Source organism: Tenacibaculum sp. 190524A02b (assembly GCF_964036645.1).
Classification (GTDB): domain Bacteria; phylum Bacteroidota; class Bacteroidia; order Flavobacteriales; family Flavobacteriaceae; genus Polaribacter; species Polaribacter vairaonense.
In genome coordinates, this window is sequence record NZ_OZ038525.1 from 4,101,588 (window position 1) to 4,121,447 (window position 19,860).

21 protein-coding genes are annotated in these 19,860 nt (G+C 29.9%); 14 read left to right on the forward strand and 7 right to left on the reverse strand.

What is annotated here, in order from left to right:
• Nucleotides 1-82: 82 nt before the first annotated feature.
• Nucleotides 83-544: a T9SS type A sorting domain-containing protein gene (locus tag ABNT65_RS16470; RefSeq protein ID WP_348746341.1), complete on the reverse strand. Its 462-nt coding sequence runs from the start codon at nt 542-544 to the stop codon at nt 83-85.
• A 15-nt stretch (nt 545-559) separates the two neighbouring features.
• Here ABNT65_RS16470 and ABNT65_RS16475 point away from each other — a divergent pair, with 15 nt between their 5' ends.
• Nucleotides 560-754, forward strand: coding sequence for a hypothetical protein (locus ABNT65_RS16475; RefSeq protein ID WP_348746342.1), 195 nt, complete (start codon nt 560-562; stop codon nt 752-754).
• A 33-nt stretch (nt 755-787) separates the two neighbouring features.
• On the opposite strand, the gene ABNT65_RS16480 is transcribed toward ABNT65_RS16475, so the two are convergent.
• The 3 genes from ABNT65_RS16480 to ABNT65_RS16490 all read right to left on the reverse strand — a co-directional run bounded on the left by ABNT65_RS16480 (nt 788) and on the right by ABNT65_RS16490 (nt 6,792).
• Nucleotides 788-4,762 carry an RHS repeat-associated core domain-containing protein gene (locus ABNT65_RS16480; protein WP_348746343.1) on the reverse strand — a complete coding sequence of 1,325 codons (3,975 nt, stop codon included), beginning with the start codon at nt 4,760-4,762 and terminating at the stop codon, nt 788-790.
• Nucleotides 4,763-4,894: 132 nt separating this feature from the next.
• Entirely contained in the window at nt 4,895-6,532 is a 1,638-nt protein-coding gene (locus tag ABNT65_RS16485) for a tetratricopeptide repeat protein (protein WP_348746344.1), read from the reverse strand.
• A 98-nt stretch (nt 6,533-6,630) separates the two neighbouring features.
• Entirely contained in the window at nt 6,631-6,792 is a 162-nt protein-coding gene (locus ABNT65_RS16490; RefSeq protein WP_348746345.1) for a hypothetical protein, read from the reverse strand.
• 306 nt (nt 6,793-7,098) lie between these two features.
• Here ABNT65_RS16490 and ABNT65_RS16495 point away from each other — a divergent pair, with 306 nt between their 5' ends.
• Nucleotides 7,099-8,412 carry a hypothetical protein gene (locus tag ABNT65_RS16495; RefSeq protein ID WP_348746346.1) on the forward strand — a complete coding sequence of 438 codons (1,314 nt, stop codon included), beginning with the start codon at nt 7,099-7,101 and terminating at the stop codon, nt 8,410-8,412.
• Entirely contained in the window at nt 8,409-9,305 is an 897-nt protein-coding gene (locus ABNT65_RS16500) for a FlgO family outer membrane protein (protein WP_348746347.1), read from the forward strand. Before ABNT65_RS16495 ends, ABNT65_RS16500 begins: the two co-directional genes overlap by 4 nt.
• A gap of 41 nt (nt 9,306-9,346) precedes the next feature.
• Here ABNT65_RS16500 and ABNT65_RS16505 read toward each other — a convergent pair whose 3' ends face one another.
• Nucleotides 9,347-9,583 carry a helix-turn-helix transcriptional regulator gene (locus tag ABNT65_RS16505; RefSeq protein WP_348746348.1) on the reverse strand — a complete coding sequence of 79 codons (237 nt, stop codon included), beginning with the start codon at nt 9,581-9,583 and terminating at the stop codon, nt 9,347-9,349.
• Between the two features lie 130 nt (nt 9,584-9,713).
• Between ABNT65_RS16505 and ABNT65_RS16510 the strand changes: the two genes are divergently transcribed.
• The 5 genes from ABNT65_RS16510 (at nt 9,714) to ABNT65_RS16530 (ending at nt 12,284) form a co-directional block, all read left to right on the forward strand.
• Nucleotides 9,714-10,085, forward strand: a complete 372-nt coding sequence (locus tag ABNT65_RS16510) for a hypothetical protein (RefSeq protein ID WP_348746349.1) — start codon at nt 9,714-9,716, stop codon at nt 10,083-10,085.
• 61 nt (nt 10,086-10,146) lie between these two features.
• Nucleotides 10,147-10,500, forward strand: a complete 354-nt coding sequence (locus tag ABNT65_RS16515; RefSeq protein WP_348746350.1) for a hypothetical protein — start codon at nt 10,147-10,149, stop codon at nt 10,498-10,500.
• A gap of 46 nt (nt 10,501-10,546) precedes the next feature.
• Nucleotides 10,547-11,074, forward strand: coding sequence for a hypothetical protein (locus ABNT65_RS16520; protein WP_348746351.1), 528 nt, complete (start codon nt 10,547-10,549; stop codon nt 11,072-11,074).
• 373 nt (nt 11,075-11,447) lie between these two features.
• A complete protein-coding gene (locus tag ABNT65_RS16525) occupies nt 11,448-12,008 on the forward strand; it encodes a hypothetical protein (RefSeq protein ID WP_348746352.1) in 561 nt (186 codons plus the stop codon).
• Nucleotides 12,009-12,284, forward strand: coding sequence for a hypothetical protein (locus ABNT65_RS16530; protein ID WP_348746353.1), 276 nt, complete (start codon nt 12,009-12,011; stop codon nt 12,282-12,284).
• Here ABNT65_RS16530 and ABNT65_RS16535 read toward each other — a convergent pair.
• Nucleotides 12,273-12,671, reverse strand: coding sequence for a hypothetical protein (locus ABNT65_RS16535; protein WP_348746354.1), 399 nt, complete (start codon nt 12,669-12,671; stop codon nt 12,273-12,275). The two genes, ABNT65_RS16530 and ABNT65_RS16535, sit on opposite strands and share 12 nt — an antisense overlap.
• Before the next feature lie 219 nt (nt 12,672-12,890).
• Here ABNT65_RS16535 and ABNT65_RS16540 point away from each other — a divergent pair, with 219 nt between their 5' ends.
• The 6 genes from ABNT65_RS16540 (at nt 12,891) to ABNT65_RS16565 (ending at nt 19,477) form a co-directional block, all read left to right on the forward strand.
• Nucleotides 12,891-13,070, forward strand: a complete 180-nt coding sequence (locus tag ABNT65_RS16540; protein ID WP_348746355.1) for a hypothetical protein — start codon at nt 12,891-12,893, stop codon at nt 13,068-13,070.
• A 365-nt stretch (nt 13,071-13,435) separates the two neighbouring features.
• Nucleotides 13,436-14,866 carry a T9SS type A sorting domain-containing protein gene (locus ABNT65_RS16545; protein ID WP_348746356.1) on the forward strand — a complete coding sequence of 477 codons (1,431 nt, stop codon included), beginning with the start codon at nt 13,436-13,438 and terminating at the stop codon, nt 14,864-14,866.
• An 11-nt stretch (nt 14,867-14,877) separates the two neighbouring features.
• The gene (locus ABNT65_RS16550; RefSeq protein ID WP_348746357.1) at nt 14,878-17,625 is read left to right on the forward strand and encodes a hypothetical protein; all 2,748 of its coding nucleotides are present in this window, start codon (nt 14,878-14,880) and stop codon (nt 17,623-17,625) included.
• 14 nt (nt 17,626-17,639) lie between these two features.
• The gene (locus ABNT65_RS16555; RefSeq protein ID WP_348746358.1) at nt 17,640-18,047 is read left to right on the forward strand and encodes a hypothetical protein; all 408 of its coding nucleotides are present in this window, start codon (nt 17,640-17,642) and stop codon (nt 18,045-18,047) included.
• Between the two features lie 91 nt (nt 18,048-18,138).
• Nucleotides 18,139-18,591 carry a hypothetical protein gene (locus ABNT65_RS16560; RefSeq protein WP_348746359.1) on the forward strand — a complete coding sequence of 151 codons (453 nt, stop codon included), beginning with the start codon at nt 18,139-18,141 and terminating at the stop codon, nt 18,589-18,591.
• A gap of 46 nt (nt 18,592-18,637) precedes the next feature.
• Nucleotides 18,638-19,477 carry a hypothetical protein gene (locus ABNT65_RS16565; RefSeq protein ID WP_348746360.1) on the forward strand — a complete coding sequence of 280 codons (840 nt, stop codon included), beginning with the start codon at nt 18,638-18,640 and terminating at the stop codon, nt 19,475-19,477.
• A 10-nt stretch (nt 19,478-19,487) separates the two neighbouring features.
• On the opposite strand, the gene ABNT65_RS16570 is transcribed toward ABNT65_RS16565, so the two are convergent.
• Nucleotides 19,488-19,805, reverse strand: coding sequence for a hypothetical protein (locus ABNT65_RS16570; RefSeq protein WP_348746361.1), 318 nt, complete (start codon nt 19,803-19,805; stop codon nt 19,488-19,490).
• Nucleotides 19,806-19,860: the final 55 nt, after the last annotated feature.

Consider the following 19,860-nt stretch of genomic DNA (forward strand, 5'->3'; position numbering starts at 1 on the left):
TTATTGTTTGATTGTTTTTAAGATAAAGAGCATCGAAAGTTTCGACACCCTTTATCAAGATTTGCCCCCGAAATCTTTTACCCTATTTTTTTATAAACAGTTTAGAGTATTTAGTACTACCGTTAACAAGATGTAATAGATATACACCACTAGATAACTCTTCAACATTTATGTTTGCAGAATTGTCTTTGATTGTTGTTTGGTGATTATGTATTAACCTACCATTTACATCATATAGTTTGATAATGGTTTTATTATCTATAATAGATTCAGGTAGTTTTACATTTAAGAAACTGTCTGTTGGATTAGGGTAAACGGTAATGGTATTTTTTAAAGTTTCGGTATCAATATGTAGAGTTTTTATGTTTAAAGCTATTCGATTACCGAGGTCATCGTAGACATATTTTTTTTCTGTTTTGCCATTAAAAACAACCTTTACCAAACGGTTCAGGTTGTCATAACTGCATGTCTTTTCTTGTTTTTCTAATTGAGCATTTACAGTGATGCTAATTAGGAATATTAGGTATTTAATTGTTGTTTTCATTAATATTTTATTAAAATGATTAGTATAATCAGTAGTAAATTCAAAGCAAATAATGGAAAACCTTCAAGAAACCAGATAATTAATCTAAAATCAATACTTGTAGATTCTGATAGTCTATTAAGTCTTTCTAGGAATATTTTTCTTTCCTTTTTTATGCTTAGAAGAAATGAAATGCTTATCATACATAATGAAATTCCAAATAATAGGTAAAGAATAATTAAATTATTTGAAAGGATTAGTGTATTATCTAGCATAATGACTGTAATTATTAAGTAATTTTTTATTAAATCTATACAGAGGAGAAATAAGCATAGCTCCATTTACAATAGCAGGTTTTATATAACTATTATCTCCATCTTCTACCTTTCCTAATGATTGAAATAGTTTTTGTCCCTTAATAGGTGATGTTACACCTCCATATGCTAATCCACCTGATTTCAAACCTTGTGAAATAGTAAATTGATATGTAAATTTACTTCCATTTGAAATTAAATTTGCTATTCCTAATCCGCCATATGTAATTCCAACTGCTGCTGCTGCTGCCCCTAAACCTATAATCCCACCTGATATTTCTGGGTTATTCAAAGCAAAATCCCAAGCTTCATTTTCCTGAGACAGTAAATTCACCGCATCTCCGTATCCATTTTCATAAAATTTATTTGCTAACCATTCATTTGAAAAAAATGAATCTTTACCCAATGGATCAACCCTACTAATCGGATTATTATCTGCATAAGGATATAGATTAGTATGCCATACAGGGTCTTCAGTTAAGAATCTACCAACTGACGGTTTGTAATACCTAGCTCGCATATAATACAAATCATTAGTTTCGTATTCTACGCCATAGGTTCCTACATAACGATATGGGTTAAAGTCATTTTCAGGCTCACGTACACGTTTAAGTGAACCAAAATCATCGTAACGGTATTGGTGAGTTATTTCTGCATTATCATTAGTAATAGCAACCGTGCTACCACGTACATCAGCATGGTAATACTGTAGTTCACCTACTGTATTCATTCGTGCTACTAACTGTCCATGTGGTGTGTAGATGTAGTAGTATATTGGGTTGTTATTTTCATCTAACGCAACGAGGACGTTGTCGGTTAATACATCACGGATGTATTTGGTGGTTGTTCCGTTTCGGGTGGCTTGTACTCGTTGGTTATATGGATTATATTTAAAATCGTGAGTATTGTCAACATTTGTATAATTGACAAGTTGGTCATTTATATTGTAAACAAAATCTTCGTTTGAACCGATTTTTACCGTGTTACCGTCTCTGTTAACATAGTGGCGAGTGCCGTCTATATACTGCGCATGGTTATTATGGTTATAAGAGTAATCATTATTTTCACTTCCTGAACCGTTAGGTCCATAACCTGCTCCTATTGGTTGAAATTTTTCTTCTTCTTTTAGAATATTACCTCGTTCATCTAAGGTTAGTTTACCGTCGTAAATTATTAAAGCTCCTTGATTTCTATTTACTGAATGAATATGGTTTAACCTCCCTGCATCATCATACAAGTATAGATTACGTGTATTATTAGCAAAATCTGTTCGTCTTAGTCTATCGTCTTTGTAATATTCATATTCTGATAAGAGAATCCCATTTTCTCCTACATTACGTTCCAATTGGATATACCTTAGACGGTTTTTTTTATCATAGTTGTAACGTACTTCTAATTCAACACCATTAATTGTTGGGTACTCTATTTCTTCTACTAATCCTGTTTTTTCATAGTCATATTCAACTTTATAACCATGTACTGTAGTAATTTTATCAGGACGATTTAGTTTATCGTATTTAAAAACTATTTTACCTGTTTGGTTGGTTATATCTTCTATTAGATTTCGGCTGTTATAGTCAATATCTGTTATAGTACCTGTTTCTTTAAGTCTTCCCTCTTTATCGTATTTATAATTAACTCGGTTGTTTGACGGTTTGGTTAATCTATCTAAACTACCGTCATCATTATAGCGATATCTTGTTTCTAGGTTGGCGAACTTTTCACTTGTTACTTGGTCTTTGTCGTTATAATAAAATGCGGTTTTAACACCTTTTGCATTTGTTATAGTGGTTAGATTATCGTTTTTATCATAATCATAACTGGTTGTGTACCCTCCTGTATCTGTAAATGAAGTTATATTATCATTTTTATCATATCGATAACGGGTTGTTAGACCGTTGACTCTTTTTCGGAGTAAACGATTGATTTCATCATAATCAAAGGTTGCTGAAATACCCTCTGGAGCATTGATAGATGAAACTGCTCCGTCATTTTCATAAGTATAAGCTATGGTAATTCCCTCTTGATTGGTTACTGATGTTAATTGACCGTATCTATCATATTTGAAATCTATAGTGTTTCCGTATGCGTCTTCTATTTCGATAAGATTTTCATCACTATCGTATTTAAACTTGGTAACACTTCCCTCGGGATCGGTATATTCAGTTACATTATTGTCGCTGTCGTATCGGTATCTTTTAATTGATTTACCGTTTTCGATATCTATTTTTGTTACATTACCTCTGCGGTCATAATCATATTCTATATCTAGTCCATTAGTACTAGTATGACTAGGTAGAAAAGGTGTAGGGCTGGAATTAGATGTAGGGTAATCTATTTTTATATCATCAGTGTCATTTCTGTAGCGAGTTAAAGCTCCATTTCGATTATATTCAAATCTAAAATTTTGATCCCCACCCTCTGGCATTGGGACTTTTACTTTGGATCTTAATGGTCTTGATGAACCATATTTAAAGTCTAAATCAACTTCGGTTGCTTTGTTCCCATTAACAATGTATCGTTCTAATTTACCATTATTTCTATTATCGTATTGTGCTTCTATTTTGTTACCTTTAGGTAAATCAATACGTCTAAGTAGATATTGGCGAGCTTTTTTATCTATATAGTATTGATATGTTGTTGTGTTACTTTTGGCGTCATCAAAACCAACAAGTGTTTTGTAATAACCTTTCCATAAGTCTGAATATTCAAAATATATTTTTCTTCCGATCGGGTCGGTAACTCGTTCTATTAAATCTGAATTACTAATGTATCTAAAATGTAATTTTTTACCTGACGGAGCTTTTACCCAATCTATTCTACGAGTATCTTTTTCTTCGGCTGATTCGTAGTCTATTTCAATTTCATTTCCATTAGAATCTTCTATTTCGATTAAGTAATAAATTGGTCTGTCTGAGTCTAGTTTTTTATACGTATAACGTGTTTGGTCTTTTTTGGTTATGCGCAGCTCTCTTGAGGAGCGTTTATAGAATTCATCGTAAACACCTTTACTGATATATTCTTTTTTCTTTTCATTGTATAAATGAATAGTTCCGTCCGGCCACACAATATTATATACATCTTCATTCCCTATAACATTTTCTTCCAAAATAACATAAGAGTTGTATGTGTGTGTCCAACCTCTACCTAATGGTTTAATAGGGAAATATCCGTCAGGAAGTTCTACCATTTGAGTACTGTAGAAATGGGAAAAATTAAGATTCATTTTTCGGTCAGGGATAACAAAACTGTTTTTTGCGTAATGATTGAACACCCCTTGATTAAGTCCTTTGAATTGAGATAAATTCTGTGGTGAGTAATTACTAGGTATAAAATAGTTTTTAATATCAGATAAATCTTCTTTTACTGGGTGTAACCTAGGATTGTTTAAAACACGATAAATTATTTGAACAGTATCATCTTCCGTAAGATAACTGAAAGGATAAAACTTTCCGCTACCTTGAATTATTCCGTGTTTATATGCTCCATTAATATAACCTGTAAAAAGTGACGTATTAGGAATATCACTATAAGGTGTTGATGTCCTGCTAAAATCTGGAGCAATATTCCACGCCTCCATAATATAGAGGAGTGCTTCAAATTTGGTGATTTTTGAATGTATTTTAAATGAAGCGGTTGGCTTATTAAAATAATTGTAAACAGTCAATCCATTATCATACTGTAAATAAGATAGGACTTTTAGTTTGGTGTTTTGCTCTGTATTTTCTTGTAAATCAAGAAAAGGATTGGGAAAATTTGCCGCATCGTAATCATATACGTCAGTATTCTCTCCGTATATTAAGTTAAACATTAATTCCGCTAAAACTCCTCGAGATATTTCCTCTTTACTACTAGGTAGTTTGTATTGGGAATACGACAAAAATTGGGATAAAAAGACAAAAAATAAGAATAATATTTTTTTCATGATGTTTTGATTAGTTTGTTCAAAACTACCAAAACAAGCCCTTAAAAAACAAGGCTTTGAATGGTTTATTACCCTGTACTTATCAATTGTACCCCTAGGGGTAGTGTATTTATATAACTGTTTTTAGCCTTATTAAATTTTACTTAGTGTATCTCCAAATTTTTTCAATTCTCTTCTGTATATTTCTATTGACTTAACCTTGTCTATTTCATCAAGGTTGTAATAATCTCTTAATTTTTTATAGAGTTTTTTTCTTCTTCCTTTAACTGCATCAATGGTTACTATGGTCATTTTTTCTTCAGCAAGTTTTTTCACTATTTCTGTTTCCAATAACCCTTGTGATTGATATTCCCAAAACTCAATATGTATATCTTTTACATCAAGTTTCTTCTTTAACAATTCTTGAAACTGTTTTTTGTTTTCTTCATTGAGGCTAAAATCTGAAGAACAAAAAACTTCGTTTTGAACATCTTTAATAGATTCAATTACCTTTAATAACCCTAGTTCTTTTTTGCGTTTTTTCTTTAGTGAAACAAAATAAATAGCGGAGAGGATTATTATAAGAAAGAATAAGGTAATAATCGTATTGTGTTTGTTTTTATTACCCTCTCTCTCTTTTGAAATGGTTAGGTTAGCTTTATCTATTTCCTCCTCAATATCATAAAATTTTGAAAGCCTTTTTTTATCTGCAAAATCTAAACTATTTCTAATGGATGTATAATTAGCCATTGCTTTTTCTTTAGCTTCCCCTTCAAATAAAAGCACTTGTTGTTCTAATATATTTATACGATCTTGATGATTATGGATTGTTTTTGCTAGAGTGTCTGCATAATGTATATAATAAGTAGCCTTTTCTTTGTCTTTAGTGTGTTTATATAATTCAGCAAGATGCATATAGCTCATTACTTTTCCATAGGCATCATTAATACTATCTCTAATGGAAAGAGCTTTGATAAAATTAATCTCTAGCTCCTTGTTATCTCTATTTTGTAAGAATAAAGCATGAGTTTTGTTATCAAGTAATTTCGCATACAAACTTGGATTAATTGTTATTACCTTAGGATTCTTTAAACCTTTATTAAAATAGTTTACAGCCTCGGAATACCGATGTTGCTTTTTATAGGTTAGACCAATGTTATTTAAACTTTTAACATAGTAAATAGAGTTTTTAAGAGTTTTTCTAATTTCTATAGCTTTATGATGATAAACTAAGGCACTATCATACTCCTTTAACAATTGATAATTATTGGCTAGGGCGTCAAAAACAGAGGCAGTAGCTCTAGGCTTATTTTTGTTTTTTATATATCTAAATGCTTTTTTCAGTTTATGAATACTGTTAGGATAATCTCTTAAATTCTTCTGAATTATTCCAAGGTTAGTCAGTGTAAAACTTATATTCAAGGAATCATTTATTGCTGTATATAATTTGAGATTTTTGAGGTAATAACAATATGCACTATCTATTTTATTATTTCTCCTGTAAAAAGTAGCAATCTTTTTTATGGTTGAAGTAAGAGAACTTGTATCTTGTAGTTTGGTAGCTAACTTAATATGTTCCTTTGCACATTTATAAAATGATGAACTATCTTTTTTTGTGTAGTAACCTTTTACATAAGAAGCCAATATTTTATTGAGAAGAGAATCGTTCTTTTTTTTTAGAGCAGAAGTATAAAGCGAATCATTATGGTATTGTATTTTATTGTTATCATTATTTTGTCCATAAACACCAAAGCAAAGACAAAAGATTATAATATATGTGGTATATTTCACTTTCTTATCAGGTTATTTTCACTCAAAAATAAAAATATTTAATTCTTTAAGAAAAACCCTTTGCATTAAACAAAGGGTTAAATCATAAATGTTAAATATTAATCATTTTCATTTTCAGGGTCTATATAATCATCATCTTGTCCACCAGTATCAGATGTTAATTCTATTTGTGTTTTAATTTGTTCTTCACTAGTATCGGTGCATGATGTTAATGTTGCTATTGATATTACTATTACAAAAAAATATTTTAAAATTCTCATTATTCTAATTTTTAGATTAATGGAAGTGTTGAAGAGAAAGAAGAGGTCTGTACCACTTCCTTTAATAAGCCTCTTGCTTTCTCTTTTTAAAATGAAGTTGTACGGTCTTCACTTTATTTGTACATTTATTTCCCTTTGTACGGAGAGAAATCAAACTAGTTTTTGAAATATTTCTGTTGCAAATAAAATGAAGTATTTAAGGTGAGATGATGAGAATATGTGGGGTTCCGTAGGATTCTGATAAATCATTGATTTATTAATTGAAACACCTTTAAATTCCGTGAAATTCTCTTGAAAGAAAAAATAATGAAGATTAAAAATCTAGATTCTTTTGGTAAGGAAATTAAAAAATATTTTGATGAAAATGGTAAAAAGTTTCTGCCTGACCCTACCCCTCTAAGTATTAAAAATAGAATGTTAACTATACTTAAAAATTCACCAAATGAAGAAGATTACAAAATAATTATCAGCTTTTTAAAATTAAAACCTATTAACTCTCAGAATTTTATTTCTGAATTGCAAAAATTGGGTATAGATAAGTTTAAGCCTATTCAAAATTTTTTAAAAGGAAAAAGCGGTTTACGCTTTGAAGAAAGTTATAATTTTACAGCTTGGTTAATTGATTTCCACAACAGACCTTATTCTTATTACTTAGAACACAACCACGACACAATTCAAAGTAAGAAAACAGAAAAGGAAGACGAGAATGTTAAAGAGGGCTATATAGAAAATATTAATGATAGTGATAACAATATTGGGTTTTCAGATAATAGTACTCATATTGATAGTAAGAAAACTACGGTTTTTAACAATTCACAATTACCTTTTTATGTTATTGTATTTGTTTTAGCAATTATTGCTGTAACTAGTTTTTATTTTTTTAACCAAAAAGGCGATACTAATATAAATGTTGGAGGTGTTGAAATAAACAATGATTTTAGACAGATTTACCCTACAGCTAAAACACAATTTTTTGATAATAATAAACAACCTATTGTTTGGTATGCTAGTAATAATGGAGAATATCGTTTTTTTAATCAAGCAGAAAACCCCAGTACCCAAGAAATATACAGACCTATAACAAGAGAAGTAATTAACACACATTTTGTAAATAAAATCCCTCAAAAAGAAAATATTCCTTATACAAAAACTATATATCCAACTAAAGCAAAAGAAATAAGTAATCCAAAGGAAGAAAAACTTATCCCCAAAAAAATAAATAGTATTAGTGTTTTTATTCTTGATTCAATTGGTAAGACAGATAGCTACTTTTCAAGTCACATAAAACAAGAACTAAGAAATAAAAATTACACTATTTATAACAATAAAGAAGTTTTAACTAACCCTAAAAATATACTGTTATTGAAAAACGGAGATATTGGAAACCTTAATAAGGATAATATAATTAAAACAGATTATATATTTATAGGAAATACTAAATACTCTTTTTCACCTAACCCCGTACTACAAGGAAAAATTACTTGTAAAATGTATATTGAATATTCAATAATATCTACTGTTACAGGAGAAATTATTAATAATTTTTCTAATATTATCAGCGGGTATGGCTCATCTAACGCCTCAGCAAAAAATAATACTATCAATAAATTCTCATTATGAAACTTTCATTATCAACTATTACCTTTATAATTTTCTTTTATTTTTCTCATCTATCACATTCACAGGAGTACTCCAATTTTGACAAAGCCATGATTTCCATATCTAAAGAACTTGCTTCAAGAATTAAAAAGAAAGGTAAAATAAAAATAGGTGTATGGGATTTTACTAATAGCCTAAAAAAAACAAATGAACTAGGTAATTATGTACGAGACGATTTTTCTATTCATTTTACTAATGCAAGTGATGGCATGGAAGTTATAACAAGAGAAGAATTAAATATTTTAGCTAAAGAACATGACTTAAACCTTGAAGCAGGGTTGATTGACCCCAAAACAGCAAAAAAAGTAGGTATGATTCATGCCGCTGATGCAGTTATTACTGGTACCGTTGATGCTGGTATTCATAGAGTGCGTATTCGTATTAAGGTTATAGATACACAAACTGGTATTCATTTTGCAGCAGCATTACGTAACATACCTATCGATAATAGTATGAAAATTACTCTTCAGGAAACAGGTTTCTATAAACCAGTCAAATTATCAAATGATAAGAGAGTTAATAATATGGAGAATGAAAATAACTCTCGTTCAACTAATAAAAAATGTCAAACATTAGGAACAGGAGATTATTGTTTTTCAAATACTAGTCAAAATATGTATGGCATAAACATATACGGTAATCGTAATAACTTTAGAAAGACGGCTAGTGTTTATGCAGGTCAAGATGTTTGTTTTTATGATTTACCAGAAGGAACATACGAGTTTAAACTCTTTAAGAATAATCTAAGGACAACTTTAGGGCCTCAAACTGGAGGAACCTTTAGAATAGAAAAGTGTCAGTCTCTTTCTTATAAGATATCTGATAGTAAAAACCTTCGAAGAACCAAAAGATAAATATAGTTCGGGATTTCAGGAGAATTATTTAAATATTTCTTTTACAGTTCGTCAGAAAACTCAAATAATTCCTTAAAATCTATACCTAAAGCATTTACTATTTTAAGTAATGTCTTTAAGGTAGGATTAGTTCTACCCGTTTCAATACGTTGCAAGGCATTTTCTTCCATATCTGATTTTATTGATAAATCTAGCTGGGTCATATCTTGCTTTTTGCGTAGCTTTTTAATCTGTTTCCCTACAAGTTTTACAAATGTTTCAGAATTATATTGCTTCATTTCTTTTAATTTAAAAGGAATGTAGCGGTTATCTAAAATTTTAAAGCCAACATATTTGTTGGCTTGTGTTTTATTTCTATATTTGACTTCATTAAACCAACATAAATGTTTGGTTTTTAAATTTTAAATCATGAAAAAACTACTAATCATCAAATACTTTCTAATAATCCTAGTAATCTACGGATGTAAACAAGAAAACAAAGCAAAACAGGAAGAAACAACAAAACAACCAGTTGTAGCGGTTTCCGAAGCAGATTCATTATTAGGAGTTTGGATTGTTCCAGATTCAAGGTTTGAAACTAAAATGACCATAAGTAAAGACGGAGATTCATATCTCATAGAAACATTTAGCAGAGGACTTAAAATTACCAAGAATCAATATTTAACGAGCTACAAGAAAGGCTCTTTTTCTTTTGGTAATTCTCTGATACCTGATGCCAAGTACTCTAAAAATCAGGATAAGATATTTTGGGGAGGAAAAGTGTATATACGAAAACAATAACGTTGGGAATAAGCCGAAAAGCCAACTAAATTCTGAAGTAGGTAAATTTAAACTAAAAGAAATGAGAAACATTCTATTAATTATCACAATGGTACTTTTTGCATCATGTGCCACGGGAGGAAAAGCAATCGAAAAATCTGTTAACTACCAAAATTATGCATTCAATAAAATGTATGATAATGCTAAAAAAGCTATGTGGGAGATTGGGAAAGTTATTAGCGAAGACAGAGACAATGCTATTATCGTTGGGCTTGTTCATTCAACAGGTGTTGAAGTAACAGCAAGAATTATCAAAGAAGCAGGGTCGAATAAATTAAAGGTTACTTCGGTAGTTCCTGCTGGACGCTATGTTATTGGTAAGATAAAAGCAACAGATAGGTTCATTGAAGCCTTTGAAAAATTCCAAAAAGAATAATACCTACCTACTATTCAAACAAGAAACAAATCAACAACTAAATATCATGAAACAATCAACACTAAATGTAATGATGAAGAAAAACAAAAAATATTTCCTAACATTTATTCTCATTATTAGCTGTTATGCTATTCAAGCACAACAAGGAGATTCATATATAAATCTCCAAGCAGGAATAAAAGGATCAATCCAAGCTACCAATGTTAAAACACCATCCTTTTACGGAAGCTATGAATATTTTGTGAGAGACAATATTTCCATTGGTGTTATCGGTGGCTATGCTCCACTAAGCTTAGAAACATTACAATATGTAAATGGTCAAGGATTACAACAAGGTGAAGAAGAAATATCAAATATTGTAGGAGGTGGATTACTTAATTTCTATTTAGCTAATGGGGATGAATTTGATTTTTATCTTGGTGGATCAATTGGTTATGCAAGTGGATTAACCGCTCGTTTCCTTTATGAAATGCACGCAGGAGCGAGGTATAATCTTAGTGATAGTTTTGCGCTTAATTCTGAGGTAGGATATGGATTATCTCTATTAAAAGTAGGTATTTCGTTTAAGTTATGACCCTATTCCCTTTGTAATATTTTTTATAATTTTATTTGTAATTAAAGCTGCCTAAATTTTATGTTAGGCAGTTTTTGTTCATAACAAAAGCTAATTAACAAATACTACCTAAGGGTTTTCCCTTAGATAAATTTCAGGGATATTGGGTATTGTAGATATAGTAAAATTCCTATAAGTTTGGGCATTTAAATTAGAAAACAACTAGCTAACAATCAACACAAAAAAGAGCTAAACTCCACTTAATTAACCTTTATATTTACATTAGTTATTAATTTAAAAACCAATGTAAACATGAAAAAAATATTATTAGGATTTGTAGTTATTGCAGGTATGTCATTGTTTAATAGTTGTACAGATAATTCATTAGACGAAATTGAAAACAGAGAGCAACAAAGAATGCAGTTTATCGACAAAGACAACGTCGAAACCCCTACAACTAAAGGATAAGCCTTTAAAATATTTAACTTTTGAAATAATAGGTAATATTCTAATATACCTCAGTGGGATATTACCTTTTGTACACGTTTTAGTTGAAGATATAAAATTAGAATCTAAATTTTTTGGTTTTTCAAGTATGCATCGATTTCTTTATAGTCTAGGGACTCATGCTAGCTTACTGTTTGTTATTGTTGGTTTTTTAATACTGTTGCCACTTATAGACAAGGATAATATTAATTATTATAAAAATACTCTTAAATTTTCTTTATTATCTCCTTTTATTTCAGCTATGTTTTTTATGACATGGGTATTTATACCTGGAGTTAATTTTAACTTACTTGCTTATGTTTTCATAGGACTTTGTGTTTCTTTTATAGCTGTATATCTTATCTTTAAGTTAATGGAATATATAAAATATTTAAAAGTAAATTTTTTATATAAAGAAAAACTTCTCGAAAAAGGAATTGAATATGTAGATTCAAAAATTAACAGTTAAATGAAAAATAAGCAAAAGATTGAGCAATTAAAGAAAAAAATAATTGAGTTAGAAAGAAACTCAATTAATCATGATAAAGGGTATATAAATGATAAAGAATACTCTGCTTTCCTTAAGAGTGAAATATCGAATTTAAAAAAAGACAAAATACAAGAAATGAAACTTGAAATAGAAAAAGGTGTAAAGGAGGTCAATTTACTTATTCAGATAAAGCAAAAACTAGAGAGTAACCAAAAGTTAAATGAAAAAGAAAAAAAATTTATATTAAATCTTTAATTTAATTTCTCTTTTAAGAAATTCTTTAGCCTTTTCTATGGCTAGTTTTTCAATCCATATTTTTATCACTTCATTATTTAAAATACGATCTTTATTCTTGAGGATATATAAAGATAACTCATCATCAGTGATATTATCAAATTTATTATTAACTTCTATTGGAAGTTGAAAGTTTTTATTTTCAGAAACATACTTTTCTAAATCTTTTTGAGCATTAAATTTTTCAGATATTATTAATACCTGATTAATAGATATGGTTTTATTTTTAATAGCCTTACTTATACCAACATCACTGTATTTAATTGCTTCTCCAAGCCTAGTATAGCTAATTTTATTTTCTGATTTAAATTTTAAAAGCCATTCAATATATAAATCAATATTAACCATATCTATAATTAAAAATAAATAAAAACTAACTTTTTTGTTTGTAAAGTTAGAAAAGTTTGTATATTTGTATTGTTATCTAATAACAACAAATATATGTAAATATAACCTTATAAGAGGTACAGGCATGTTTACAATAAAAGAATAAAGAAAGTAACCTTATTAATAACTAAAAAATGTTTATCAACCACCCAAACCATCAACAACCAATCCCCATGCTTTATGAAAACAACCATACTTCACAATCATTACAGATTGTTAGCTATTGTAGAAGCCTATCCCAGTGTGTATAGTGACGATTTACAAAATGTAGTATTGCAAAAGGAAATCATTGATACGTTGAGTGACGCCCATGAAATACAAAAACAAGGAGGAACACCTTTTTTTATATTTCCAAATTAGACTAGTGTCTTATGAATTTAGAAAGGTATTTATAATAAACACTAGCCGATTTTTCCCTGCAACAGGTCAACTATTAGGTGTGCTTTGTGTTTGGTTTAGTACACAATATCGGTTGCACGCCTTTTGGTTGACTAAACTACACAATTAAAAGCATTCCTATGTTATCGAATCCTTAAGAAACATAGGAGGCTTTTTCCTAGAATCGCATTTTTAACTAATTAACATTTCTTTAACATAAATCAGCTAAAAAAGACTGAAAACGGCTAAAAAGTAACTTTTTCGATTACTTTTTGTAATGGAAAAAAGTACCTCTTTTACAAAAGGGCTATTTAATTTTGCCTTTAAACTTTAAAAAATTTAATATCATGAGAAAAAGAACACACCTGTTAGGTGTCATCGCTTTGTGCCTTGCTCATAACTTTACCAATGCACAAACCACAACAACAGATTGTAATGTAAATGTGCAAAGAGCCATATACTATTTAGAGGGCAACACCTATTATAAAAAAGATGAAAAAAAGGCTTTACAATTATTGAAGCCATGTATAGAAACGCAAAACGATTATGCGCAACTTATCAAAGCTAGACTTTTATTAAATAGTAACGAAGAAACTCAATACCAAGAAGCCTTTAAATTATTAAAAGCCTCTGCTGAGCAAGGTAATATAGTTGCTATGGCAGATTTAGCAGAGTTATACAAATATGGTAAAGGTTGTAATTTAAACTTTAACAAAGCTAAAAAATGGTACACCAAAGCGCAGGCTTTAGGTAATGATAAAGCTGCTTATAGTCTAGGCTATCTACATTTGAAAGGCTTAGGAAATACTAAACAAGATTACACCGAGGCGGTAAAATGGTTTGAAAAAAGCAATTACCCTATGGCTAAGTACTGGCTAGGTGTTTGTAATTATTTTGGCTATGGAACTCCTAAAAATATAGCAAAAGCCAATGAACTGTTAGATACTAATTTTAATGAGCTTGTAAATAATAGTGTAATAACCCAAAGCAATAAGGAAGTTGAACAAAATAAAATTCAACTATCTGGGATTAATCCCAATACTACTTTTGAGGCAACTTTAAGTAACACCGATTTAAAAGGAACATGGCAAGGTAGCATGTTACTATTAGATTGGTCAAAAAAACATATAGAACATAGTATTCCTGTAAGTTTAACTTTTACAGAAGAAAAAGATAATGGAACACTACAGACTATTTGGAAAATTAACAACAAAGAAATTACGCCTGATTTTACACAAATAGAAAACAGTTTATATTACGATAATTTTACGCTAAACCTACCACACACTACCTTAAAAAAGGATATTCCTAATATTTTATCTCATACCATTTTAGAAGCCAGTTACCAATTAAAAACGTTAGCAGGCAGAAGCTATTTAACGGGAAATATAGAAACACATATCCCTGCTTGGAAAGAACAAGGTGTACCTATGCGATTTGTACTGACTAAAAAAGAAGTAGTAGACAATGCAGATACTGAACTATCAGAAGAAGCAATCCAAGCATTAGCTGCACAAAAAAATGATTTTATACAGTTATATCCGAATCCTTTTGAAAAGGATTTAATAGTCTCTTATGACCTAGCTACCAATCAAACTACCGAGGTAAAGATTGCTGATATTAATGGAAATAATGAACGTATTGTAAGACCTACTGAATTACAAGAGGCAGGAACACATCGTTATTTTATAGAAGCTACTGATTTACCAAGTGGACTGTATGTAGTTACCGTTACCACAAACAACAAAAGAAACACTAAAATAATTGTAAAAAATTAAATAAGAAAAAGATGAAAAAAATACTATTTATAGCACTTGTACTAGTTGCTACTTTATATAATGTAAATACACAAGCCCAACAAAGAGGTGGCGGAAATATTGGTGTAGATCGTCCTATAGAACCTGATCATCCAGGAGATCCAGGAACTCCAATACCTGATCCTAATCCTGATGACAAAGTACCTGATGAGTTTACTGGTGGCGGTGTTAAAGGTAGCGGAGGTAGCATTGGAGGTATTTCTGGAGGATTAAATAATAGTAGCAATGATTGTGAGTGTGATGTAAACGATATAAGTTTTGAGTTTACAACAAACCCAAGCATTAACACACTATTATTAAACCAACAATTAACAAGAGCAGCATGGAATAAGGAGTATAACAAATGGTTTGACAGACAAAAAACTGATGTAATGAAACCAGCCATAGAAAAACTCTTTAATCAAAAGTTCTTCAGCTTTGATGCCGCTAAGCAAGCCTTATTTATTAAAGCTGAAAAAAATATATACCCAGCAGCAGCATATCCTGTTAAGGTAAAATACAATAGAGAAAAAAACACCCTAACACCTAAAAACAAAACGTATTTAAAAGAACTTAAAGCTTTGCATTTTCGTGAAAACGAGATTAAGAATGGAAGTGTAAACAATTCTTTTTATCCAGATTTTAAAATAGGTAGTACCCCTCTAAAAAATATTAGAGATGTGCATACCATACAAAATCTTCGTAATACTATTATTAGAAACTTTGAACCCAATGAAGCTAGACTACACATTGTAAGTGATGTAATTAATATGCTGTACAATAATATGGGAGACACTCCTGTGTACAACAGCTATTTATTAAGTAAAAAACAAAATTTCTATAACAAAACTAAAGACAACATGGACAAAGTAGATTTTTTACAATACTTTGTTTTTGGAGAAATGTATAGAAATTTACCTGCTCCTATAGCGAGTAGCGCTACCTTTCAAAGCCTTGCTTCTAAATTTGCAGATCAAACACAAAATGCGCAATCAATAGAAAAATATGCTTTGGAACGTAGAACAGGCGGGTTATCTGTTTTTGATAAAGATTATTGGAAAAAAATATTAGAAGGTTATAAAACATCAAACCCGTTTTATATTTTTAACCCTCAGCAATATACTAAAGACTTAGCGCATTTAACTTTTCAAGCTCAAAACGAACATAGATCCCAAAAAGCAAGGGCTTTAAATGTTAAATTAAAATCTACTTCAATTGGTAGTGGTATAGGTGTAGATGATATTACTAGAAGCCTAAATATTACTGATCCTGACCAACGTACTTGGTTAAATGCCAGTCCACAAAGAGCATATCATTTTAAGGCAGCTATACAACGCTACAAAATTGCTTTAAGTAATTTAGAATATGGCAATACTCCTGGTGGTGGTTTAAACTTAGGTGGTAGTAGTAGCAGTCTTATTGTTCAATCTGATTCACCTGACTATATAAAAGATGTAATTAAAGCTGGTGGATTGGTTGTAAAAATGATGCGTGAAGTTGGTATTACAAACGAACAACAAAAGCGTTTTTTATATGATAATTCACACGAAGCTAATCAAATTGTAAAATTTGTTAATGATAATAAGGTTAGTGGTAGTATTCCTAGTGATGTAAAAGACTTTGTAAAACAAATTACAGATATTGTAAAAAACACCTATTTAAAAGATAAAGCCAAACATTTTGTTAATGGTCAATTAGAATTAGAAAAAGAAACTAGAAATATTCCATGGAGAGCTAGTTCTGGTACTTTAGAAGGGAATCCACACTTAAAGTTTACACATGTATATCATGATCATGCAAGAACACAGTCCTATTTTAAAATGACTGATGGTTCTGTTATTGTCGCTAGTGGTATAGAAAAAAAAGTGTCTAACTCGGGGGATTTAATAGATAAGTATAGGGATAATTCTAATATGCCTATGAATGAAAGGTTCTATTACATAAAATTAGCAAATGGAGAACCATGGTCAGAAATGCTTTTTAACCCAAGTAATTTAGGAGGTGAGCTTGAAGACCTTTTTAAACTGGCAGGAGTTGAACTAGGTAAAAGTCTTGGTCGTTATGTAATACCTATTGAAGATGTTAAAATACTGATTGACGGAAGAGATTTTGACGGACAACAAATAGCTAGATGGAAAGCGGCTGGAAGCTTGTTGCTAGAAGTTGCTCAGATAGGAAAAGTAGCAGTAGTTACTAAAAAAGTTTTTGTTATTGTTAATAAAGTTGCCAGCACAAGTAAAACGTGGGGTGCTGTTTCACAAGCTGGGGGTAAAATCATAGCTTTTGGTTTAAAAAAATCGGGTGAAGCTGCAAATGTTTTAAAAAATGCTCGTAAAATTGCAGGAAAAGCTATAGGTCATGGTGTAGAGATTAAAGGAAAATGGTTAAAAGGATCTCATGGCAATGCTGGTTTCTTTCCTAAGGAAATAGCAGACAAAATGAGAAATAAAACATATAGTAGCTTTGATAGTTTTAGAATAGATTTTTGGAAAAATGTTGGAAATTCACCTAACTTAGCTAATCAGTTTAGTAGCTCAAATATTTCAAGAATGAAAAGTGGATTAGCTCCTAAAGTAGCCTCTAGTCAACAAATAAAAGGGCAAACATCGTATGTTTTGCATCATAAAACCCCTATAAATAGAGGTGGTGCGGTTTACGATGTTGATAATTTAGTTATTGTTACCCCGAAATACCACAAAGAAATACTTTTACCAGAGTATCACTATGGTTACGGTTATTAAATAAATCAAAATTTATGGAAAAAAGTAAACTATTAAAAGAAATTATAATTAATTACGAAAATAGCTCAATTAGTATAGAAACCGCTATTTCTGAAATCAACAAAATAGCAACGATTCATCTTGATGCTTATAGTTTAGATAACTACTGGAAATCTGAAAGCCTTGATAATTTTATTAATAGACTTTTGGCTTCTCCTATAGAAAACTGGAAAGAAATTAATGATAAAGAAGCCATTATTCTTATTAAAGAAATTGTAGAAAATTTAGGTAATGATGCTTTAATTGAGAAAAATACTTCTGCTCTTGAAAAGAGATACTCCAAAACTTCTGGAGTTCTATCTGATTGGATATTTATTGACGGGGTTACTGACACTAATATACTTTTAGAGAAGCTTAAAAAAGATGATGTAATAAAATTATAGTTATATCAACAAACTTGTTACCTATTAAACACAGCCCACAAAAATGGGCTGTGTTTAAATAAAAAGATGTTAATTTTTAAGAAAAAGAATAATGAAAGAAACAGAAAATATCCAAAAAGAATTTATTGAAGAAGCAATCTACAATGCAGAAAAAATTATAGAAGCTTTTAATGATAGACTTAATGGTGCATTAGACTACAGTGTTAAAAGTTTAGAAGTAATAGACAATGATTTGCTAAGCCTATTTCATGAAAATTTACACGATGTAGATGAGGCTATGAAAGAAGACGCTATTGCCCAATTTGGTAGTTATATTTTTGAAGTAGCAAGAAGAAACTATGGAGGTAAATATTATTGGCATGAACAATTAGATCAACCTATCTTAGTAACAGGTCAGCCTGATTTTGAAATATCAATTTTAGCCTTTGAAAAAGTAAAACAACGTATTGAAAATGGCTATGAAGACAATATTCCTTTCTTTTTTAAAGGCTATATTCAAAAAGTGGCTACAGCCAAAACAGGAGATAAAGAACTTATTTGCTAGTTATCTCATAAACTAAATACCACATATTTTAAAAACTAAATGAATAATGAAAAAAACACTATTTTTCATAATAATATTATTATTCAATAATTTATGTTTTGCTCAAAAACAAACTATAGTATTACCTAACGATAATGAGTTTAACATAGATTTCAATCAAGTAACTTATTTTATAAGTATATACATAGATAAAAATGGAAATACCTATATAGAAAATCAAGAAGCTTCCATAAAACAAATCGGTATTATTCTTTTCAGAGAAAAGCTAAAACAGCCTTTTAAATTCAGAAACTCTATGCAAGTACATATACTTGCTGATATTAACACTGATTTTTCTTTTGTAGATAGTTTAAAAACACAAATTAGTAGCGCAGGAATCAATAGTGTTATATACAGAACCAACAGTATTGAAGATATCACTAGTGGTTTGCGTTTAAAAAATGTGAAGTCTTTAAATTATTTAAAAGAACCAATAAAAGAATCCAACAGTGAACAAGAGGAGGTTTTCGAAGAAATTATAGAACTATCTGTTTCCCCTATTATTCAACTTCATGAAGATTTATACAATCAAAAATTTGAAAAGGTACAAAGCAGTTTATCAAATTTTAGATACAAGGTAGTTGAAATATTAGACAACAATAAGCTTAAAATTGACGGTAACGTTTATACCACAAACGATAACGTAAAATTTAAAGAAATTATCGAGTCCTTAGATGTATACTTTTTAAAATGTAATAAAAATATAGACTATAAGGATTATTTTAATGCTATTGCTTTTATCATAAAAACATACAGGAAAGAAAAAGTAGACATTCCTTTTATTGAAATTTCAGAAGAACTTCAAAAATCATTAGATAAACAAAATTTTAAATTAAAAAAGGACTAACTTATTTCACTTAAAAAACCTTTAGCTCTTGTGTGATTTCTTTAAGCACCATATCGACATGTAAACGAGTTAAAGCAATCCAATTATTGTCATCTGGTTCAAGACTTATTTGTTTCTTGTTATTGAGATAAAATTTGTAAGCATCTACCCCTAACAATTGAGAGAGGTCTAACTCATCTAATTCTGATGAACAAAAATCATCAAAGAAAGAGTTAATAATGTCTGTGTTTTCAAAATTATTAAGAACTTGATTTGCTATAGCAGCTTTAGTTGGATTGCTTCCATTGGTATAAGCTACTAACATTTTAATCTGTTTTTGGGTTGTCATATTATATTTGGACACCAAAAAGAGACAACAGAAAAAAGATCTAAATTGCTCAATA

Bases quoted from the DNA above. Each gene is read 5' to 3' on its own strand.
- ABNT65_RS16480 (WP_348746343.1), bottom strand. From the start codon at position 4,762: ATGAAAAAAATATTATTCTTATTTTTTGTCTTTTTATCCCAATTTTTG.
- ABNT65_RS16500 (WP_348746347.1), top strand. From the start codon at position 8,409: ATGAAACTTTCATTATCAACTATTACCTTTATAATTTTCTTTTATTTT.
- ABNT65_RS16540 (WP_348746355.1), top strand. From the start codon at position 12,891: ATGAAAACAACCATACTTCACAATCATTACAGATTGTTAGCTATTGTA.
- ABNT65_RS16490 (WP_348746345.1), bottom strand. From the start codon at position 6,792: ATGAGAATTTTAAAATATTTTTTTGTAATAGTAATATCAATAGCAACA.
- ABNT65_RS16470 (WP_348746341.1), bottom strand. From the start codon at position 544: ATGAAAACAACAATTAAATACCTAATATTCCTAATTAGCATCACTGTA.
- ABNT65_RS16530 (WP_348746353.1), top strand. From the start codon at position 12,009: ATGAAAAATAAGCAAAAGATTGAGCAATTAAAGAAAAAAATAATTGAG.
- ABNT65_RS16520 (WP_348746351.1), top strand. From the start codon at position 10,547: ATGAAACAATCAACACTAAATGTAATGATGAAGAAAAACAAAAAATAT.
- ABNT65_RS16515 (WP_348746350.1), top strand. From the start codon at position 10,147: ATGAGAAACATTCTATTAATTATCACAATGGTACTTTTTGCATCATGT.
- ABNT65_RS16555 (WP_348746358.1), top strand. From the start codon at position 17,640: ATGGAAAAAAGTAAACTATTAAAAGAAATTATAATTAATTACGAAAAT.
- ABNT65_RS16510 (WP_348746349.1), top strand. From the start codon at position 9,714: ATGAAAAAACTACTAATCATCAAATACTTTCTAATAATCCTAGTAATC.
- ABNT65_RS16475 (WP_348746342.1), top strand. From the start codon at position 560: ATGATTAGTATAATCAGTAGTAAATTCAAAGCAAATAATGGAAAACCT.
- ABNT65_RS16570 (WP_348746361.1), bottom strand. From the start codon at position 19,805: ATGACAACCCAAAAACAGATTAAAATGTTAGTAGCTTATACCAATGGA.
- ABNT65_RS16565 (WP_348746360.1), top strand. From the start codon at position 18,638: ATGAAAAAAACACTATTTTTCATAATAATATTATTATTCAATAATTTA.
- ABNT65_RS16545 (WP_348746356.1), top strand. From the start codon at position 13,436: ATGAGAAAAAGAACACACCTGTTAGGTGTCATCGCTTTGTGCCTTGCT.
- ABNT65_RS16495 (WP_348746346.1), top strand. From the start codon at position 7,099: ATGAAGATTAAAAATCTAGATTCTTTTGGTAAGGAAATTAAAAAATAT.
- ABNT65_RS16505 (WP_348746348.1), bottom strand. From the start codon at position 9,583: ATGAAGCAATATAATTCTGAAACATTTGTAAAACTTGTAGGGAAACAG.
- ABNT65_RS16535 (WP_348746354.1), bottom strand. From the start codon at position 12,671: ATGGTTAATATTGATTTATATATTGAATGGCTTTTAAAATTTAAATCA.
- ABNT65_RS16560 (WP_348746359.1), top strand. From the start codon at position 18,139: ATGAAAGAAACAGAAAATATCCAAAAAGAATTTATTGAAGAAGCAATC.
- ABNT65_RS16550 (WP_348746357.1), top strand. From the start codon at position 14,878: ATGAAAAAAATACTATTTATAGCACTTGTACTAGTTGCTACTTTATAT.